Source organism: Flavobacterium sp. N3904, from assembly GCF_025947305.1.
GTDB lineage: Bacteria > Bacteroidota > Bacteroidia > Flavobacteriales > Flavobacteriaceae > Flavobacterium.
Window position 1 is genome coordinate 980,882 of sequence record NZ_CP110009.1, and the last position, 19,779, is coordinate 1,000,660.

At 36.7% G+C, this 19,779-nt stretch carries 17 protein-coding genes; 10 read left to right on the top strand and 7 right to left on the bottom strand.

The annotated features are described in order from the left end of the window. Positions 1-173 precede the first annotated feature (173 nt). Positions 174-692, bottom strand: coding sequence for a hypothetical protein (locus tag OLM57_RS03960; protein WP_264565944.1), 519 nt, complete (start codon positions 690-692; stop codon positions 174-176). A 260-nt stretch (positions 693-952) separates the two neighbouring features. Here OLM57_RS03960 and serS point away from each other — a divergent pair, with 260 nt between their 5' ends. The 7 genes from serS to OLM57_RS03995 all read left to right on the top strand — a co-directional run bounded on the left by serS (position 953) and on the right by OLM57_RS03995 (position 8,742). Further along, on the top strand, positions 953-2,224 hold the full coding sequence (gene serS, locus OLM57_RS03965) for a serine--tRNA ligase (RefSeq protein WP_264565945.1): 1,272 nt from the start codon (positions 953-955) through the stop codon (positions 2,222-2,224). Between the two features lie 157 nt (positions 2,225-2,381). Continuing rightward, positions 2,382-4,160: a tetratricopeptide repeat protein gene (locus OLM57_RS03970; RefSeq protein ID WP_264565946.1), complete on the top strand. Its 1,779-nt coding sequence runs from the start codon at positions 2,382-2,384 to the stop codon at positions 4,158-4,160. Between the two features lie 82 nt (positions 4,161-4,242). Further along, entirely contained in the window at positions 4,243-4,554 is a 312-nt protein-coding gene (locus OLM57_RS03975) for a DUF4286 family protein (protein ID WP_264565947.1), read from the top strand. 138 nt (positions 4,555-4,692) lie between these two features. After that, positions 4,693-5,472 (top strand): 16S rRNA (adenine(1518)-N(6)/adenine(1519)-N(6))-dimethyltransferase RsmA, encoded by a 780-nt coding sequence (rsmA, locus tag OLM57_RS03980; protein ID WP_264565948.1) that lies wholly within the window; start codon positions 4,693-4,695, stop codon positions 5,470-5,472. Further along, positions 5,462-6,868 (top strand): magnesium transporter, encoded by a 1,407-nt coding sequence (gene mgtE / locus OLM57_RS03985; protein ID WP_264565949.1) that lies wholly within the window; start codon positions 5,462-5,464, stop codon positions 6,866-6,868. The genes rsmA and mgtE overlap by 11 nt, the downstream gene beginning before the upstream one ends. Positions 6,869-7,123: 255 nt before the next feature. Further along, positions 7,124-7,900: a pyrroline-5-carboxylate reductase gene (gene proC, locus OLM57_RS03990; RefSeq protein WP_264565950.1), complete on the top strand. Its 777-nt coding sequence runs from the start codon at positions 7,124-7,126 to the stop codon at positions 7,898-7,900. Positions 7,901-8,160: 260 nt separating this feature from the next. Further along, positions 8,161-8,742, top strand: a complete 582-nt coding sequence (locus OLM57_RS03995; RefSeq protein WP_264565951.1) for a TIGR00730 family Rossman fold protein — start codon at positions 8,161-8,163, stop codon at positions 8,740-8,742. 37 nt (positions 8,743-8,779) lie between these two features. Here the strand turns inward: OLM57_RS03995 and OLM57_RS04000 are convergent, their stop codons facing one another. Both OLM57_RS04000 and OLM57_RS04005 read right to left on the bottom strand, forming a co-directional pair. Next, entirely contained in the window at positions 8,780-9,433 is a 654-nt protein-coding gene (locus tag OLM57_RS04000) for a metal-dependent transcriptional regulator (RefSeq protein ID WP_264565952.1), read from the bottom strand. Between the two features lie 81 nt (positions 9,434-9,514). Continuing rightward, entirely contained in the window at positions 9,515-11,386 is a 1,872-nt protein-coding gene (locus tag OLM57_RS04005) for an Nramp family divalent metal transporter (protein WP_264565953.1), read from the bottom strand. A gap of 94 nt (positions 11,387-11,480) precedes the next feature. Here OLM57_RS04005 and OLM57_RS04010 point away from each other — a divergent pair, with 94 nt between their 5' ends. The 3 genes from OLM57_RS04010 to OLM57_RS04020 all read left to right on the top strand — a co-directional run bounded on the left by OLM57_RS04010 (position 11,481) and on the right by OLM57_RS04020 (position 13,953). Further along, positions 11,481-12,233: a transporter gene (locus tag OLM57_RS04010; protein WP_264565954.1), complete on the top strand. Its 753-nt coding sequence runs from the start codon at positions 11,481-11,483 to the stop codon at positions 12,231-12,233. Between the two features lie 30 nt (positions 12,234-12,263). Beyond that, on the top strand, positions 12,264-13,430 hold the full coding sequence (locus OLM57_RS04015; RefSeq protein WP_264566944.1) for a lycopene cyclase family protein: 1,167 nt from the start codon (positions 12,264-12,266) through the stop codon (positions 13,428-13,430). A 112-nt stretch (positions 13,431-13,542) separates the two neighbouring features. Further along, complete coding sequence (locus tag OLM57_RS04020) at positions 13,543-13,953, top strand: BrxA/BrxB family bacilliredoxin (RefSeq protein WP_264565955.1); 411 nt, start codon at positions 13,543-13,545, stop codon at positions 13,951-13,953. Between the two features lie 70 nt (positions 13,954-14,023). Here the strand turns inward: OLM57_RS04020 and OLM57_RS04025 are convergent, their stop codons facing one another. The 4 genes from OLM57_RS04025 to OLM57_RS04040 form a co-directional block, all read right to left on the bottom strand. Further along, positions 14,024-14,164 carry an aminotransferase class V-fold PLP-dependent enzyme gene (locus tag OLM57_RS04025; protein ID WP_319800269.1) on the bottom strand — a complete coding sequence of 47 codons (141 nt, stop codon included), beginning with the start codon at positions 14,162-14,164 and terminating at the stop codon, positions 14,024-14,026. Positions 14,165-14,179: 15 nt separating this feature from the next. Beyond that, positions 14,180-14,971: a hypothetical protein gene (locus OLM57_RS04030; RefSeq protein WP_264565956.1), complete on the bottom strand. Its 792-nt coding sequence runs from the start codon at positions 14,969-14,971 to the stop codon at positions 14,180-14,182. Positions 14,972-15,222: 251 nt separating this feature from the next. After that, positions 15,223-16,590 carry an efflux transporter outer membrane subunit gene (locus OLM57_RS04035; RefSeq protein ID WP_264565957.1) on the bottom strand — a complete coding sequence of 456 codons (1,368 nt, stop codon included), beginning with the start codon at positions 16,588-16,590 and terminating at the stop codon, positions 15,223-15,225. Continuing rightward, a complete protein-coding gene (locus tag OLM57_RS04040) occupies positions 16,580-19,750 on the bottom strand; it encodes an efflux RND transporter permease subunit (protein WP_264565958.1) in 3,171 nt (1,056 codons plus the stop codon). Before OLM57_RS04040 ends, OLM57_RS04035 begins: the two co-directional genes overlap by 11 nt. Positions 19,751-19,779 lie beyond the last annotated feature (29 nt).

The following is a 19,779-nucleotide window of genomic DNA, read 5'->3' on the forward strand; positions in this document are numbered from 1 at the left end:
TTTCTTTTAAAAGAGTCAACTTAACTGTTCTGTTAAAATTCTACTAATTCGAAAAATCAAATTCGATTGCGTCACCAAAGACAAATTTGCAATCCAGTTTGAGAGAATATTGTCCATAAAAAAACCACCTGATAGACTCAGATGGTTTCAATTAACCTTTAATTCTTTAAGGTTTATATTTTATAAGTGATACCAAATTTGGCTGTATTTACAGAGCTACCTCCACCTAATTCAAGATTGACACCAAAATGATTATTGAAGAATACGCGACCACCCACTTGAACTCCAACATTTAAAGGGTCGTAACCTGGATTATAGTCTTTGTTGTCATAATTCCAAATATAACCTGTAACATTAGCACCAGCATAGAAATCAAATTTACTTGGCATATCCAATAATCTATTGAAATGGTAATTTCCATTTGCTCCAATACCTACTGCAGAGTTATGGTTATTGTAGTAATTGTTACCATTGTTGTGATAGTCTTCATTATTTGTTAAAAAAGAAACTTGAGCTCCAAGTGTAACATCTCTTACAAGTCCATAATCGACACCAAAATAAAAGGGAATAAAACCCCTGTCTGAAAATCCAAGACCAGCATTCAGTTGAACACCGCCTTCTTCAAGGGGAGCTTGCGCAAAAACACCATTTGATATACAAACAAAAGCGACTAGTAAAATGATTTTTTTCATGATTTTTTTTATTTATTTAATAGTACAAACGTACCATTTTTTAAATAATTGTTTATTGTAGTTTTATTTTTTTTTGTTTCATAATTATTGGTTTTTGATAATAAAACGATTCGGAAATTAGTTTGGTGACAATTAGAATATAAATTGAATTATTGTAAAATCAAAAAAAACAGCTCAAAACAAACTTTCTCCCGTTGTTAGCAAACATTTCCTTAAATTTGCTTCCATTATTATTAAAGTCGGGATTTAAAAATCAAACTATGTTACAAATCGCATTTATTAGAGAGAATCAGGAGAAAGTAATCAACGCTTTGGCAAAAAGGAATATGGATGCCAAATCAATCGTTGAAGAAGTGGTACAATTGGATGAAAAACGTCGCGCTACACAAGTAGAGCTTGACGGCATTTTATCTGAATCTAATAAATTATCCAAAGATATTGGAGATTTGATGAAAGCGGGAGAGAAATCGAAAGCGGCAATTCTTAAAGAGAAAACAGTTCTGTTAAAAGAAAAAAGCAAAGTTCTAGCCGAAAACGCTGTTGTTTTAGCCAATGAACTAACCGAAAAATTATATACTTTACCTAACCTCCCAGCCGATATTGTTCCTGTTGGAAAAACGCCAGAAGATAACCTGAACGTTTTTGAAGAAGGTGATATTCCGGTTTTGCATGAAGGCGCACAGCCACACTGGGAATTGGTAAAAAAATACGACATCATCGATTTTGAATTGGGTGTGAAAATTACAGGAGCCGGTTTTCCCGTTTATAAAGGAAAAGGGGCTCGTTTGCAACGCGCTTTAATCAATTATTTCTTAGACAAAAACACAGATGCAGGTTACAAAGAAATGCAGGTTCCGCATTTGGTAAACGAAGCATCAGCTTACGGAACTGGGCAATTACCCGACAAAGAAGGGCAAATGTACCACGACGCTACTGATGATTTGTATTTGATTCCGACGGCTGAGGTTCCGGTAACCAATATCTTTAGAGATGTTATTTTATCCGAAAATGAATTGCCAGTTAAATACACAGGTTATACACCTTGTTTTCGTCGTGAAGCAGGTTCTTATGGAGCGCATGTACGCGGATTGAACCGTTTGCATCAGTTTGATAAAGTAGAAATTGTTCGTGTAGAGCATCCCGACAATTCGTATGCTGCATTAGATAATATGGTAGAACATGTGAAAAGCATTTTGCAGGAATTGAAATTACCGTATCGAATTTTACGCCTTTGCGGCGGTGATATGGGATTTACATCGGCATTGACGTATGATTTTGAAGTATATTCTACAGCGCAGGAGCGTTGGTTGGAAATTTCATCCGTGTCTAATTTTGAGACTTTTCAGGCCAATCGTTTGAAATTGCGTTTCAAAGACAAGGACGGAAAAAACCAATTGGCACATACTCTTAACGGAAGCTCATTGGCATTGCCAAGAGTTCTTGCCGGAATTTTAGAAAATTACCAAACTCCAGAAGGAATTGTAATTCCAGAGGTTTTACGTTCTTACTGCGGTTTTGATATTATAGATTAATTTAGTTTTCTCAAAAAAGTAGAAACTTTTTAAACCATTAAGAAATTTAGAAGCCTTCCGCTTCATCAACATAATTTCTTAATGGTTTTAGAATTTTTATTTAAAATGTTTCATTATCGACTGATTCAATATAATCACTTTTACAAATGATTGCATTATGAATAAACTTTTCCTTTATATCGCGCTTTTATTTTCTCTGATTGCCTTTTCCCAAAACGAGCAATTAGCGCAATATTATTATGAAAAAGGAGATTTTGACAAGGCATTGGTCAGTTATCAGGAATTATCAGACGGGATGCCAACCAATCCTTTTTATTTTCAACGAAAGATAGACTGTCTGCAGCAATTGAAACAGTTTGACACTGTCGAAAAATCCATTCTGGAAAGAATAGCAAAATACAAACAAGCCACACTTTTGGTCGAATTAGGATACAATTTTCAACTGCAAAAAAATGAAGCTAAAGCCAAAAAATACTACGACGAAGCAATAGAAAGAATTCGAAAAAGTCCAAACGAAGTCTATGGTGTTTCCAATTCCTTTGAGAAAAAAGTATTGCTAGAATATGCATTAAAATCCTATCAAGTTGCCAGCGAAATGGTTGCTACTTTCAATTTCAATTACCAAATGGCATTGCTTTATGGTCAATTGGGTGACACCGACAAAATGATAACCACTTTTCTGGATGAAACGGTTGCGAATCCTCAAAACTCGATGTTGATTCAAAGTCAATTGGCCCGCTACATGTCTATTGATGGAGATTCAAAATTCAATGAAAGTTTACGAAAAGCTCTTATTCTCAGAGTTCAAAAAAGTCAGGATGTTTTTTGGAATCACTATTTGAGCTGGTTTTATATGCAACAAAAAGAATTCGGAAAAGCATTTATTCAAGAGAAAGCCATTTATAAAAGAAACCCGGAATCTCTTTCGAATATTATAAGTTTGAGCCAAATGGCTATTGAAGAGGATGATTATGAAGTCGCCAAAGAAGTTTTGAATTATGTGCTGGAAAACACGACCGATGTTGAACTGATCGTTCAGGCCAATACCTATTTGATGAAAATGAAAATCGAAAAGGCGCAAGAAAAAGATTTTGTTGCCATCAATTCTCAATTTGACGGCTTGTTGAAGCAATATGGTGTAACTCCTATTACGGTATCTTTGCAGTTGATGCAAGCGCAGTTTGTTGCTTTCAAAATGAAAAATCCTGTTGAGGGAAAAGCAATTGTCAAGCGGGCGATGGAGCTACAACTGAATCCGTACGATCAGGCGCAATGCAAAATGGAGTTGGCCGATATTTTGCTTTCGGAAGAAAAATTCAATCAGGCATTGCTTTATTATTCCCAAATTGAGGAAGATCTGAAAAATGATGTGTTGTCACACGAAGCGAGTCTAAAAGCAGCAAAGACCAGCTATTTCAAAACCGATTTTGAATGGGCTTTGAAACAGTTCAAAGAATTAAAATCGGCCAGTACACAACTGATTGCCAATGATGCGTTGGAATATTTTTTATTAATCAATGATAATACCGTTGCTGATTCGACACAAACCGCTTTGAAACAATTTGCCAAAGGAGATTACCTTTTGTATCAAAACAGAAATCAGGAGGCAATAACGCAGTTTCAGTCGATTCTGAAAAATTTCAAAGGGCAAGAAATTGAAGGGGTAACTTTGCTACGGTTAGGTCGTTTGTATGAAAAACTGGGAGATTACACTTTGGCTTTGACACAATACCAAGATATAATTGACCATCACAGCGACGGAATTTATATAGACGAAGCCTTGTATTACTCGGCAGACCTATACAACAAGCAATTGCAGCAACCCGACAAAGCAAAGGTATTGTACGAAAAAATCATCTTCAGCCATCAGGACAGTATTTATTTTGTTGATGCGAGGAGGAAATTCAGGGAATTGCGAGGAGATACCAATTTGTAGAAGTGAAGTTGAATCGGTTAACCGTTTATTCGTTTAATCGAATCGGTTAAACAAATAAACAGTAAAACAAATCAACAGTAATATGATTATATACAACGTTACCACAAACATACACGAGAGCGTACACGACCAATGGATGATCTGGATGCAGCACAAACACATTCCGGAAATGCTGGCTTGTGGAAAATTTACTGCTGCCAAGTTTGTTCGGGTTTTGATTGAAGAAGAAATGGGCGGAGTTACCTATTCGGTTCAATATACAACTGACAGCAAAGAAACATTAGAAAAATATTATCAGGAAGATGCTCCCAGATTGAGGGAAGAAGGACTGAAATTGTTTGGCGACAAAATGCTGGCTTTCAGAACTGAATTGGAAGTGATAAGTGAGCATTAACAAATAGATTATTCGATTTTTAGATGGTTCGAAAGCTCGAAAAATCTATTGATTATTTAGTATTAAAGATTGCATCCGCATCTGCGATATAATAACCCTCAAATAAAGCGAGATTGCTTCGTGCCTCGCAATGAAACCATGGAAAAAGTAACAGCAAAAAAACACCTCGGACAACATTTCTTAAAAGATGAAAACGTAGCAAAAGACATCGCCGATACTTTGAATTTAGAAGGATATGAAGATGTATTGGAAATAGGACCTGGAATGGGTGTTTTGACCAAGTATTTGTTGGAAAAACCAATCAATACTTATGTTATCGAAATTGATACCGAATCGGTCGCCTATTTGGGTGTCCATTATGATAAATTGCAAGACAGAATCATCTCAAAGGATTTTCTCAAATACAATATCAACGAAGTGTTTGAAGGAAAACAATTCGCGATAATTGGTAATTTTCCGTACAATATTTCGACCCAAATTGTTTTCAAAGCATTGGAATACCGCAATCAGATTCCAGAATTTGCTGGAATGTTCCAGAAAGAAGTAGCACAGCGCATCTGCGAAAAGAAAGGAACCAAAGCCTACGGCATTCTTTCGGTTTTGGTACAGGCTTTTTATGATGCCGAATATTTGTTTACCGTAGATGAAAATGTATTTATCCCACCCCCAAAAGTAAAATCGGGAGTGTTGCGTTTGCGCAGGAAAGAAGACTTTAGTTTGCCTTGTGGAGAAAAATTATTTTTTACGGTAGTAAAAACGGCTTTTCAACAACGCAGAAAGACCTTGCGTAACAGTTTAAAAACCTTAAATTTGTCGGATAATCTGAGAGAAGATGAAGTTTTGAACCTTCGCCCAGAGCAATTAGACTATAAAGAATTTATAGCATTGACCCAAAAAATAGAAGCCGATGGAGTTTAAAATCAGTAAAGAGCTAATTAAGCAAATAGCTCAACTCATCCAAGCAAAGAATAATCAGGAATTGGAAATTTTGTTGAATGATATGCATCACGCCGATTTTGCAGAAATTCTTGACGAAATTGATATAGATGAAGCGACTTATATTTTCAAGGTATTAGATAGTGAAAAGACGGCCGAAATCCTTCTGGAATTGGAAGACGATTTACGGGAAAATATATTAAAACGCCTTTCGGCAAAAGAGATTGCTGAAGAGCTCGATGAATTGGAAACCAACGATGCAGCTGATATTATCGGAGAACTTTCGAAAGAAAAGAAAGCCGAGGTAATATCAGAATTGCAGGATGTTGAGCATGCCAAAGGAATTGTTGATTTACTTCGTTATGACGAGGATACCGCAGGGGGAATTATGCACAAAGAGTTGGTTAAAGTCAATGAAAATTGGAATGTACTCACTTGCGTAAAAGAAATGCGTATTCAGGCCGAAAACATCTCCAGAGTTCACTCGATTTATGTTGTAGATGATGAAGACCGATTGAAAGGGCGATTGTCACTTAAGGATTTGTTGAGCACCTCTACAAGAACACCAATTAGTGATGTTTATATTAAGAAACTCCACTTTGTGGATGTTGAAACTCCCGATGTTGATGTGGCGAGAATTATGGAAAAGTACGATTTGGAAGCCATTCCCGTTGTTGATGAATTAGGCCGTTTAGTAGGCCGAATCACGATTGATGACGTAATCGATGTCATCAAAGATGAAATTGAAAAGAGAGATACCGAAGACATTCAGAAATTTGGGGGGTTAGAGGCACTTGATTTGCCTTATGTACAAACCCGTCTTTTCGAAATGGTAAAAAAAAGAGCCACATGGCTTGTTGTACTCTTTTTGGGAGAAATGTTTACCGCTTCGGCAATGGGTTTTTTTGAAGGTGAAATCAACAAGGCAATAGTTCTTACGTTGTTTATTCCATTGATTATTTCCAGCGGAGGAAACTCAGGGTCACAAGCAGCAACTTTAATAATTCGTGCCATGGCCCTAAAAGAACTAACGTTACGAGACTGGTGGTATGTGATGAAAAAAGAAATTGCCTCTGGTTTTTTATTGGGTTCTATTCTCGGAATAGTTGGTTTTATACGAATCTTGATTTGGCAAACATTACACTTTCATGATTATGGGGTGTATTGGTTTTTTATTGCAATGACCGTTTCTGTTTCTTTGGTCTTTATCGTTTTGTGGGGTACACTTTCCGGCTCCATGATTCCGTTTGTATTAAAAAAATTAAAACTAGATCCAGCAACTTCATCTGCTCCTTTCGTAGCCACTTTGGTGGATGTGACAGGATTAATAATCTACTTTTCGATAGCCATGTTTTTCTTAAGCGGGAAATTATTATAAAACCAATACGGTTTTTAGCGTCATTATCTATTTTGCGGTAAACAAATTAATCTTAAGATTTTTGCTGTCAATAAAATTGAAATTTAACAATTATCCCGAATTTATTTATATTAAAAAATAATAAATTCGGGATTTTTCGTGTACTTTGTAACCTGATAATTTCTGGTCCACTTGCGACAGAATCTAAAATCAGCAGGAATCCCTTTTTGGTATTCTTTATGCTATTAACCAACCAAAGAATAAAAAAAACCGAAAATGAAAGTACACATTATAGGCGGCGGAAACCTTGGCGCTTCTATCGCAATAGGAATAGCAAAATTTACATCCCACAATAAGGTTACGGTAACCCGTCGCAACATAGCCCCTATTTCGCATCTGAAAGAATTGGGAATTACCGTTACCACAGACAATACCAGCAACATTCAGGAAGCCGATGTGATTATACTAACGATAAAACCCTATCAGGTAGATACCGTTTTGGCCGAGATCTTACCTGCAATTACAAACAAAGTCATCGCATCGGCGGTAAGCGGACTTTCGATAGAAAATTTACAAAACAAAATAGGCGACAGTCACAGCGCGGTGCGTATTATGCCCAATATTGCGGCACAATTTGGCGCATCGGCTACGTGTATCGCTTTTAACGAAAAAAGCAAAGACAAAGCCCAAGAAACCGTAGTGCTCTTTAAAGAATTGGGAACTGCCCCTATCATCGACGAAAAACTGATGGATGCAGCAACGGTATTGGCCGCAAGCGGAACTGCTTTTGCGCTCCGTTATATCCGCGCTTCGATGCAGGCGGGAATCGAAATTGGTTTTGACTGGCAAACCGCACTCGCCATATCGGCACAAACCGTAAAAGGCGCCGCCGAAATGCTGCTCGAAGAAAAAGGCCATCCGGAACAATTGATAGACAGGGTAACCACGCCGCAAGGCTGCACGATAGCCGGATTAAACGAAATGGAACTACATGGCTTCAGTTCTTCGTTGATCAAGGGAATCAAGACTTCACTCAAACAAATTAAGGGGTAAAGAATATTTTGGGCGTGCCACCATAAAGAAAATGGGCCAATTCATCGTTATGGTGAGTCGGCCCATTTTCTTTATGCTGTCGGGCTATCCGCGCTACTGTGGTAGCTAGCTTTTATCCCTCACGCAGTTTGCAAGACCTTCAGTAAAAAGAGAAATTTGATCTTAAGAACCAAAATGCATTTAGTGATTGGTGTTGTTAAATATGTATATTTGATTCTCTTAATTTCAAAACGCTTGTATTTGCTTAACAATCAAAAAAAATGAAACAAATAACCGTATTCTGTGGTTCGAGTTCTGGAACCGAAGAAAGCTATACTTCGCAGGCAGTCTTGCTTGGACAAACAATGGCCAAACGAAATATTGCATTGGTTTATGGAGGCGCCAACGTAGGCCTTATGGGAGCCGTAGCCGATGGTGTTTTGAACGAAGGTGGAAAAGTAATTGGTGTACTACCCACCTTTTTGAGGTCAAAAGAAATAGCCCACAAACAACTTACCGAATTGATTCTGGTCGACACCATGCACGAACGGAAAACCAAAATGAATGACCTTTGCGACGGAGTGATTGCCCTGCCGGGCGGTTTCGGAACGCTAGATGAACTTTTTGAAATGCTGACTTGGGCACAACTCGGATTGCATAAAAAACCAATTGCCATTTTGAACATTGATGGCTATTATGACGCTTTGCTTGTTTTTGTACAAACCATGGTCGACAAAGGTCTTTTGAAGGAAGTAAACCAGCAAATGCTATTGGTAAGCGACACAATTGACGAACTTCTGGACAAAATGGAAAATTATGTAGCGCCAACTGTGGGCAAATGGATTAACAAAGAAGACATTTAAAAATAAATTGCCAATTGATTTATCTACAAAAACGAACCTACACCACTTTTACAAACAAATTGCTCGCAATTTTATTTGATATCGTCATTTCGACTCCATTTACCTTAATTTTTAATGATAAATCAAATGCTTCCTTGAAAATAACTTCAATTTTGGAGCCCAACCCTATTTGCTGTTTGTCTAAGTATTTCAAAAAATCGGAAGAATTGTCTTTCACGCCCACGCATACACCCATTTGATTGGCCAATAACTCCGACAGTAATTGTTTTTCTATCGTAATCATTCGCCCTTGCGCATCGGGAATAGGATCTCCATGCGGGTCCTCGGTAGGATTGCCAAGAAAATTATCGAGTTTGTTAATGAGTTTTTCAGATTTGATGTGTTCCAGTTGTTCAGCAATATCATGTACTTCATCCCAGGAAAAACCAAGCTTTTCGACCAAAAAAACTTCCCATAAACGATGCTTTCTAACGATCATTTTGGCGGCAAGTTTTCCTTTTTCGGTCAAGGAAACCCCTTGGTATTTTTTATAATCTACCAAATCTTTTTCCGCCAACTTTTTTAGCATATCGGTTACCGAAGACGCTTTGGTTTCCATCATTTCGGCAATGGCATTCGTGCTTACTTCGCTATCATGACGGGTGGTAAGATGGTATATTGATTTCAGGTAATTTTCTTCAGAGAAAGTCATTTGATTGCAGATTTTAGAATGCAGATTTTAGATTTAGGAAAGAGAAACCTAAGTCGTATGAATCATTATTTAATACAAAATTTAGTTTTTTACAATCAGTAAAGGTATAGATATCTTATGTCTCAATCGGTCTACAGTTGTACCAAACAACAAATCCTTCATACCAGTATGACCATGAGTTCCCATTATGAGAATATCAAAATCACCTTTGTTTACCAATTTCGGAATTACTTTATTTGGCCTACCAAAACCTAATACTGTTTTTACATGAAATCCTTTTTCGCGGAACATTAATTTATATTCTAGTAGCAGCTTTTCGTCAATCGTGGTCTCATGATCGTCTATTTGTTTCCCGTACATCATTGCCCCAACAGATTCTACCACGTGTATAAAAGTATATTTTGCCTCTTTTCCGCCCATTTTGAAAGCGTAATTAATGGCATTTTCATCGGCAAACGAAAAATCGACCGTAATGGCAATGTTCTTATTGTCCTGAACAGGCGTTTCGGTAAATTTTAGGTTCATATCATGTGGTGAATGGTTTTCTATATTCAATCTGGCTTTGGAGAAAAATGGTTTTATAACGATATAAAGCAATAAAAGTAAAAAACTACAAGCCAAAGGAACTACTGTCAACCAAAGAACGGTAGGATTCTCTGAAGTTTCAAGCCAATCTTGAATCTCGGAATAAACCAATTTAGCGTTGAGCGAAACAATAATTATAGCGATTAACCAAGCCGTAACCTGAGTTACTTTGCCAATGTGAAATCCTTTCATTTTTGATTTATCACTCACAAAATGAATCAACGGAATAATAGCAAATCCCAGTTGCAAACTCAAAATAACTTGACTCAAAATCAACAATTTTCCGGTAACACTTTCGCCATAAATCAAAATCACGATGACCGCAGGAACGATAGCAATCAATCGGGTAATAATTCTACGAACCCAAGGTTGAATACGTAAATTAAGATAGCCTTCCATAACAATCTGACCTGCCAATGTACCTGTTACAGTAGAACTTTGTCCGGCAGCAATTAAGGCCACTGCAAACAAAATAGGCGCCCATTTGGTCCCTAATAATGGTTGAAGAAAACGATAGGCATCTTGAATTTCGGCCACTTCATGCATACCGTTTTTGTAAAATGTGGCTGCAGCCAAAATTAAAATAGCGGCATTTACAAAAAAGGCAAGGTTTAAAGCTATTGTAGAATCGATAAAATTGTATTTCAAAGCTTGTCTGATTCCAGCATCAGTCCGACTGAATTTTCTGGTTTGCACCAAAGAGGAATGTAGGTACAAATTGTGAGGCATTACAGTGGCTCCGATGATTCCGATGGCAATATAAAGAGCCGTTTCGTTTGGTATAGACGGAATCAGGCCGTACAAAACCTTTCCCATTTCGGGTTGTGCAAATATCATTTCGAATATAAACGACAACCCAATAATCATTACCAGTGCAATGATAAAAGCTTCCATTTTGCGGATGCCTTTATTAATTAAAAACAGCAATAAAAAAGTATCCAAAACAGTTATAATTACAGCTTGGATTAATGGAATATCAAATAATAAATTGATCCCGATAGCCATTCCCAAAACTTCGGCCAGATCACAAGCAGCAATAGCAATTTCGGCAAGAAAATAAAGTATATAATTGATAAAAGGCGAATAGGTTTCCCTAGAGGCTTGCGCCAAATCACGTTGAGTGACAATTCCCAATCGGGCACTTAAACTTTGCAGTAGTAATGCCATTAAGTTACTCATCAATAATACCCACAAAAGAGAATACCCAAACTGACTCCCTCCTGCAATATCTGTAGCCCAATTTCCGGGATCCATATAGCCCACACTTACCAGATAGGCTGGCCCAAAAAAAGCTAATATTTTCCTAAATACAGTAGTTTTATTTTGCGTTGAAACCGATTGGTTTACTTCTTCTAAAGATTTACTCATTTTAATAATTTAAAAAACAAATATATAAAAACAATTTTATATTAATGAAATTATTTTTTTAGTTTTGTCTAAAATTTAATTTAATACATTCGAAATGAAAAAAATAATAGTACTATTGACCTTGGTTTTAATCCACAGCTATTGTAAAGGGCAGGATTTACCTTCGATCCAAACCGATAGACCCGACCAAACCGAATGCCCATTCATCGTACCGCAAAATTACTTTCAATTGGAAAATGGTCTTTCGTTTGAACAAATAGATGCAAATACCAATCAAATTGTTGCTCCAACAATTTTGACCCGTTTTGGAATTAACGACCATTTTGAACTACGGCTAACTACAGAATACATTGTAAACACAGAAATATCGAATACAGTTTCGGGAATTAGTCCGATTTATGTAGGTTTTAAAACCCGTCTGTTTGAAGAAAAAGGAATCATTCCAGTTACCTCTTTTATTGGTCAGATTATGTTGCCAAAAATGGCTTCCCGACAATTTCAAACTACCAATTATGCTCCAGAATTTAGATTTACAATGCAGCACACATTGAGCAGTAAACAGACTTTAAGCTATAACATGGGCGCCGAATGGGATGGAGAAACGCCTGCTGCCACTTTTTTGTATACGCTGACAACCGGTTATTCCTTTACGGAAAAAATAGGAGGTTATATTGAATTCTATGGATTCTTCCCTCAATTTGAAAAACCAGACAATCGATTTGATGCAGGGTTTACTTATTTAATAAATCCAAACCAGCAATTGGATCTTTCGGGAGGAATCAGTTTGTCTAAAACTTCTCCCGACTATTATGTTTCTGTTGGTTATTCCTTCCGATTCAAAATATAAATTATTGCTTTAAATTGTCTATTTTTGAAAATGATTTCAGCCCAAAGCCAACATTACGACTATATTTTTACCGGTACAGGTTTGGCCGCTTTGATGACAGTGTATAAAATGGTTTTATCAAAAAAATTTGATGATAAACACCTTTTACTGCTGGATCCAAATCTCAAAAAAACCAATGACAGAACTTGGTGTTTCTGGGAAGAAAACACAACCCTTTGGGAGAAAAGCATTTCAAAAAAATGGGATAATGCTCTATTTATTAACGGAAATTATAATCGTAATTTAACGTTAAAACCTTATAAATATAATCAAATTCGAGGATTGGACTTTTACAGACTGATTTTTGATGTGCTGGAAAAACAAAAGAATATTACCATTATAAACGAAGAAGTAATCCACATCAACGAACTCGAGAATCATGTTTTTGTAGCAACTCCATCGCAGAGTTTTACTTCTGAACGGGTGCTTAATAGTGTGTACGATAAAAATACTGTAGAAAATCAACAACGTTATCCAGTCTTACAACAGCATTTCATTGGCTGGTTTATTCAAAGCGAAGAAGCTGTTTTCAATCCAGATCAGGCAACCTTTATGGACTTTTCTGTAGCCCAAAAAGGGAATACGCGATTTATGTATGTTTTGCCAACAACAACCAACGAAGCTTTGATAGAATACACCTTGTTTTCTCAGTCTCTTTTGGAACAATCTGAATACGAATTGGAAATTGCAAAATACATTCAGAAACTGGGCATTCGTAACTATAAAATTATCGAAAAAGAACAAGGCAGCATCCCGATGACCTGCTATCCTTTTTGGAAAAAAAACACAAAAAGAGTACTCAATATAGGAACTGCCGGCGGATGGACCAAATCCAGCACAGGCTATACTTTTAAAAATTCGGACAAAAAATCGACGGCCTTGGTTTCTTTTCTACAAACAAAAAATGACTTTAAAAGCTTTCATAAAACAACAAAATTCTGGTTTTATGATTTGTTGTTACTCGATATTTTGGACAGGAACAACGAATTGGGTTCCCAAATTTTTTCTTCCTTATTTAAGAAAGGGAATCCAGCATTAATTTTTAAATTCCTTGATGAAGAAACGACCTTTCTCGAAGATTTAAAAGTAATTTGGAAATGTCCAAAAACAATTTTTATAAAGGCTTTGTTCCGAGTCCTTTTTCGACAAAAAAAATAACAATCAAACTATAACAAAACTTTATACAACAAATAAAATTCTTGATTTTAAACTTTGTAACTTTGCACAACTTAAAAAAGAAAATAGTTAAACTATCTTAAATAAAAATATTATGTATCCAGAAGAAATGGTAAAACCGATGCAAGCTGAATTGACAGATGCTGGTTTTCAAGAATTACACACTGCAGCCGCTGTAGAAAGTGCTATTAAAGCAGAAGGAACAACCCTTGTTGTAGTGAATTCTGTTTGTGGTTGTGCTGCCAGAAATGCACGTCCAGGAGCAAAAATGAGTTTAGACAATGACAAAACGCCTTCCAATCTAGTAACTGTTTTTGCAGGCGTAGACAGAGAAGCTGTTGAAGCAGCAAGAGTATTTATGTTTCCTTTTCCTCCATCATCTCCGAGTATTGCTTTATTCAAAGACGGAGAATTGGTTCACATGCTAGAGCGTCATCATATAGAAGGCCGTCCAGCCGAAACTATTGCCGATAACTTAAAAGAAGCTTTCAACGAATATTGCTAAATTTTAGAAATTAATACAAAAAGGCCCGAAAAATAATTTTTCGGGCCTTTTTAATTATAACAGCATCAGGTTATTTTGCACTTCTAAGTTTCCACAGCGTTTCTATAAACACATCTACATCCTGACAAGTATTATAAAAAGCTAAGGATGGCCGAAAGGTAACTCCTATTCTTCTTAAAATAGGTTGTGCACAATGATGTTCGGTGCGCACTGCAAATTTTGATTTTTATTGTTGTTGCATACTGTTGAGTTGTTTGTGAAGTGTGATTATTGGATTCTGGTTCAATCGCATGAATCCCATTTCTGGTCGATCAAGAGCCAAAATCAACCACATCACAGAGGCAAAAATAATAGATATAAAAATGGCAAGAAGGTTGTTTTTTTTCCCGGTAATTCCAAACTGATAACCCAATATCAGCATAGAGAATAATGTAATGATAAATAAAACCCATAAAATTGGGACTGGAATACGATATTCAAAAGTAAGCGTTATTCTTTGATTGTATATATCAATCAAATCATTTATAGACCCCATGTATAACGAATAAGCTTCTGAACTTCTGTCTTGTGCTCCCAATGCCTCAGAATAACTCCAAAGTGAACCTAATATTGCTTGAGATCTTATTTTGAGATATTCCACTTTTTCCGGAGTAACATCATTAACTATACCCACTCGCAAATTTGTGTATTCAACTAAAAGTTTTCTGGAATTAGAACGATACGGTTCTGGAATTAATCCTGCTCTTAAATAAGCTGTTCTAATAGTTGTGACCTCATTGAGCAAAAGTTCTTTACGCGAATTGTAACGATTGTCAACAATCTGAAAAGTAAAGGCAAGCATAAAAGCCAATAAACCTAACGATGTTCCTACTACAGAACCAACTGGTGAATCATTAACTTTTCCCGATTTTGATTTTAAAAACAATCCATAACATTGCCCAATAAGAATAGGAATCAGGATGCATAGAAATGGGACTAAAAACATCCCTAAGGTCTGAATTATAATATTGTCTAGCATAGTTCAATATAAATTGATTCGATTTATTTGAAAACAAAATATTAAAATTGAGGCGATTAAATTTACACTTTTTTATAAACAAAATAAAGAAGCAGCAGAATTAAATATTGAATACAGCTGCAATTATGTCAAAAAAATTTACCCTCGATTTAAAATACTTTATCATCGTCTCATTTTACTTAAATTTATATGGGTCGCCTATAACAAAAAAACCACACAAATTGCGTGGTTTTATAATTTGTAATTGATTTTTAATTCCAGCCTCCGCCCAACGCTTTATACAATTTGACCATTGAACTTAATTGTCTTTCCGACAATTGAGAAAGATCCAATTGAGCATCAAATAGGGCTCGCTCAACATCCAAAACCTCAAGATAGGAAACATAACCATTGTCATATCGGGCTGATGATAATTTATAGTTAATTAGGGCTGCATCAACTTGTTTCTTCCGAGCAATCCATTCTTCTTTATACATTTTTACATCTTGCAAAGCTTGTTCTACTTCGGTAACAGCAACTAAGTATGTTTTTTGGTAAGCAAATTTATACTCTTCGGCTTGTTGTCTGTAAATTTCAACTCTGCGCTTGTTCTTACCGAAAGCAAAAAGAGGTCCTGCAACTCCCGCATAAGCGTTTTGTGCGTAGGAACTCCCCAAAAACAAATTGCTCAAATTGGCACTGGCAAAACCAGCAATAGCTCCGATATTGAAAGCAGGATAGCGCATCGCCTGTGCTTCGCCTATTCTTTCATTGGATGCCATATAAAGATATTCGGCTCCCTTAACATCGGGTCTGTTTTCCAATAATGAAGAAGGTACTGATACCGGCACCTGACTTACAATTTGTAATTCGGTGTTTGATTTACCTCTTGGAATTTCAGAAGGCAATTGTCCTGTCAATATAGAAATTGTATTTTCCTGGTAGGTAATCTCTCTTTTAATTCTTGGAATAGATGCTTCGGCAATGGCAACTTGTTGCTCTATTTGTACTTTATCAACTTCGGAAACATATCCGGCTTTGAATCTTTCATTAATAATGTCAAATGATTTTTGTCTGGTTTCTAGTGTATGTTGTGCGATTTGCAGCTGATTGTCATAATTTCGCAACTGAAAATAAGCTATTGCAATATTACTCACAATATCTGAAAGTACCACTTTACGTGCTTCCTCGGTGCCCAAAAGTTCATCTTGCACTGCTTTGCTCTCGTGGCGGTATTTACCCCAAAAATCAAGCTCCCAAGACATGCTAGCAGCAACATTTGAAGGATTCAATTGCATTTCTTTGCTGTTTACAGTACCTTGATATTGAAATGAAGGAAACAAATCAGCTTTTGTAAAACCGTATTTGGCCGTAATTTGGTCGATTCTGGCTACCGCAATTTTCAAATCATAATTATTTTGGAGTCCTTTATTAATCAACCCTTTTAGTACATCGTCATTAAACAAATCAAACCATTTTACATTAGTTACCGCAGCAGAGGTATCCGCATTTGCGCCCTGATATTTAAATGCAGTTGCTTTTTGCTCTTCGGGTCTTGCGTATTTTGGCCCAACCATACATCCCATTGGAAATAAAGCGAGTGCTAAAATAACGACACTTATTTTATATTTATTCATCATGATGTGTAGTATTAGTTTCAATATTATTTTCAGCGAGTACTACCTCATTTTTCTTCTTTCCGATACCTTCAATCATCACATATAAACCCGGAACGATTAAAACTCCAAGAACTGTGGCTATTAACATTCCACTGAATACAGCCATTCCCATTACAATACGAGCTTGTGAACCAGCACCAGTAGCGGATAATAACGGCACAACACCAAGAATAAAGGCAAAAGCGGTCATTAATATTGGTCGAAAACGAAGCTTGGCAGCTGTCATTGCGGCTTCATAAAGCGGGGTGCCCTTTTCATTTTCTTCTTTGGCAAATTCAACAATAAGAATGGCGTTCTTGGCGACTAGCCCAATAAGTAATACCAGTCCAATCTGTGCAAATACGTTGTTTACATAAGCATCACTTACAAATCTTGCCAAAAATAATCCCGCAAATGCACCAAATACGGCCAAAGGCGCCCCAAGCAGTACACTAAATGGCAATTCCCAGCTTTCGTATTGTGCAGCAAGTATTAAAAACACAAAAACCAATGCCATTAAAAATACAGAACTTCCTCCCGGCGAATGTTTTTCCTGATATGAAAGGTTGATATAATCGTAACTCATATCGGCAGGTAATGTTTCCTTGGCGACTTCTTCCAATGCATCCAAAGCTTGTGCGCTACTGTATCCATTATTAGGACTTCCTCCAATTTCAGCAGATCGGAATAAATTCAATCTGTTAGTAAAATCAGGTCCAGTAACTTTTGTAGCCGTAACCAAGGATGATATGGGCAACATATCGCCATGGTTGTTTTTTATATAAATCAAATTCAAGTTTTCGGGCTTGACACGGTCAACCGCTTCTCCTTGTAAAAATACTTTATACTGACGTCCGAAACGGTTAAAATCATTCACATAAGTTCCTCCCAAAAATGCGCCTAATGCTTCGGTAACTTTCGAAACAGGCACGCCTAATTTCATTGCTTTTTCATTATCAATCTCTAACTTTATTTGGGGTGTTGCAACATTAAAAGTAGTATAAATCTTTTTTATCTCAGGTCTTTTTTGAGCAGCTGCAATAAAGGCTTGTGTTTGTTGAGCCAAATATTGTGGTGTATTACCTCCTCTATCTTGTAACATTAAACTAAATCCTTCTGACGCTCCTAACCCTTGAATTGCTGGTGGCCCAAAAGCAAATGCTGTAGCATTTGTAATTTGAGTAGAAAGTTTAGCATTTAATTTATTAACTAATTCTTTTGCTGTTATGCTTCGCTCTTCCCAAGGTTTTAACGAAATAAAAACAAATGCATTGTTAGGCTGATTCGAATTGGTAAGCATACTAAATCCATTTATTGTAGTATAAGACAGAATGGATTCTTCTTCTTTTAAAATACCATCCACTTTTTTAGAAATTTCTTCAGTACGTTGAATTGAAGAAGCGGGAGGTAATTGTATATTCAATAGTACATACCCTTGGTCTTCTTCGGGTATAAATCCTAAAGGTATTTTCTTGCCCAAGAATACTACTGCAAGCAAAATAACTGCAAGTAATGCTACTATACGCATTGATTTTTTGGCAAAAAATGTGGCTCCTTTTAAGTAACCGCCAGTAACTTTTTCGAAAATCCTGTTGAAACCTGCAAAAAATTTAGCCAACCATCCTGTTTGTTCTTCGACTGGTTTTGTAGGTTTTAATAACATTGCGCACAAAGCAGGACTTAGTGACAAGGCACTAAATGCCGAGAAAGCCACCGAGACCGCAATGGTTATTGCAAACTGTTGATAAAAACGTCCCGTAATTCCAGGAGTCATCGCCACAGGGATGAATACTGCGCATAAAATTAAAGCTATTGCAATTACAGGCCCTGAAACTTCTTTCATTGCTTGTATGGTTGCTTCTTTTGGTGTTTTACCCTTTTCGATATGATGTACCACGGCTTCTACAACAACGATGGCATCATCGACGACAATTCCAATTGCCAAAACTAATCCTAATAATGAAAGTGTGTTTATAGAGAATCCTAACAATGGAAAAACGGCAATTGTACCTATTAACGAAACTGGAACTGTAATTAACGGAATTAAAGTAGCTCGCCAATTTTGTAAAAAGATGAATACCACAAGAATAACCAAAAGGATGGCTTCAAAAAGTGTGTGAACAATATCATCAACACCGGCAGTAATGGCAAGTGTAGTATCCAATGATTCTTGATATTCTATGTCTTTTGGAAACTTTTCTGCCATTTCCTTCATGGCTGCTTTTGCTAATTCAGCCACTTCAAGTGCATTACTTCCCGGCATTTGAAATATTGTAATTGCAGCACTAGGCGAGCCATTTCTGCGAGCATTCGTACTATAATTTTCTGTTCCTAATTCGATACGAGAGATATCACTTAGTAAAACTTGAGAACCATCTTCCTTGCTTCGAACGACTATGTCTCCAAATTGTTTTTCAGTAACCAACCGATCCTGAAGCGTAACTCCATAAGTAAACTCTGTACCTTTAGGTGCTGGTTCAGCTCCAAATTTCCCGCCTGGGCTAATCATGTTTTGGGCGTTCAAGGCATTTTTCACCTCTTCAACGGTAACACCCAATTTACTCATTACACCTGCTTTCAACCAAATCCTCATAGAATAATCACTTCCCCAAAGCGTAACTTCTCCAACGCCCTTAATACGTGCCAATCTATCCACAATATTGATACTGGCATAATTATTCAAAAACTTAGCATCATATTTTGGATTTTTAGATGTGATTGTAAATAACATCATCGGAAAAGATAGCGATTTTTTTACCACTACCCCTTGTTGCTTTACACTTGGTGGCATAAAAGGTGCTGACTGCGCTTGACGGTTTTGGGTAAGCATATTGGCATTATCCAAGTTGGTTCCCACATCAAATGTAACTTCGATAGTAAGTGCTCCATCCGAAGTGTTGGTGGATTTCATGTACAACATATTCTCTACACCGTTTACCTTTTGTTCAATAGGAGTCGCAACGGCCTGCTCCACATTCAAAGCATTAGCACCGGTAAAACTAGTCGTGATTTTTACAACCGGCGGATTGATGTCCGGATATTGTGAAATTGGTGTTTTTTGTAATGCCAGTAATCCGAGTATTACTATTATGATACTGATTACCATGGCTACAATTGGTCTTCTAACAAAAAATTCTCCCATAATGATGTTTCTAAATTATTTTTAGTTAG

Bases quoted from the DNA above. Each gene is read 5' to 3' on its own strand.
- OLM57_RS03960 (WP_264565944.1), bottom strand. From the start codon at position 692: ATGAAAAAAATCATTTTACTAGTCGCTTTTGTTTGTATATCAAATGGT.
- serS (WP_264565945.1), top strand. From the start codon at position 953: ATGTTACAAATCGCATTTATTAGAGAGAATCAGGAGAAAGTAATCAAC.
- OLM57_RS03970 (WP_264565946.1), top strand. From the start codon at position 2,382: ATGAATAAACTTTTCCTTTATATCGCGCTTTTATTTTCTCTGATTGCC.
- OLM57_RS03975 (WP_264565947.1), top strand. From the start codon at position 4,243: ATGATTATATACAACGTTACCACAAACATACACGAGAGCGTACACGAC.
- rsmA (WP_264565948.1), top strand. From the start codon at position 4,693: ATGGAAAAAGTAACAGCAAAAAAACACCTCGGACAACATTTCTTAAAA.
- mgtE (WP_264565949.1), top strand. From the start codon at position 5,462: ATGGAGTTTAAAATCAGTAAAGAGCTAATTAAGCAAATAGCTCAACTC.
- proC (WP_264565950.1), top strand. From the start codon at position 7,124: ATGAAAGTACACATTATAGGCGGCGGAAACCTTGGCGCTTCTATCGCA.
- OLM57_RS03995 (WP_264565951.1), top strand. From the start codon at position 8,161: ATGAAACAAATAACCGTATTCTGTGGTTCGAGTTCTGGAACCGAAGAA.
- OLM57_RS04000 (WP_264565952.1), bottom strand. From the start codon at position 9,433: ATGACTTTCTCTGAAGAAAATTACCTGAAATCAATATACCATCTTACC.
- OLM57_RS04005 (WP_264565953.1), bottom strand. From the start codon at position 11,386: ATGAGTAAATCTTTAGAAGAAGTAAACCAATCGGTTTCAACGCAAAAT.
- OLM57_RS04010 (WP_264565954.1), top strand. From the start codon at position 11,481: ATGAAAAAAATAATAGTACTATTGACCTTGGTTTTAATCCACAGCTAT.
- OLM57_RS04015 (WP_264566944.1), top strand. From the start codon at position 12,264: ATGATTTCAGCCCAAAGCCAACATTACGACTATATTTTTACCGGTACA.
- OLM57_RS04020 (WP_264565955.1), top strand. From the start codon at position 13,543: ATGTATCCAGAAGAAATGGTAAAACCGATGCAAGCTGAATTGACAGAT.
- OLM57_RS04030 (WP_264565956.1), bottom strand. From the start codon at position 14,971: ATGCTAGACAATATTATAATTCAGACCTTAGGGATGTTTTTAGTCCCA.
- OLM57_RS04035 (WP_264565957.1), bottom strand. From the start codon at position 16,590: ATGATGAATAAATATAAAATAAGTGTCGTTATTTTAGCACTCGCTTTA.
- OLM57_RS04040 (WP_264565958.1), bottom strand. From the start codon at position 19,750: ATGGGAGAATTTTTTGTTAGAAGACCAATTGTAGCCATGGTAATCAGT.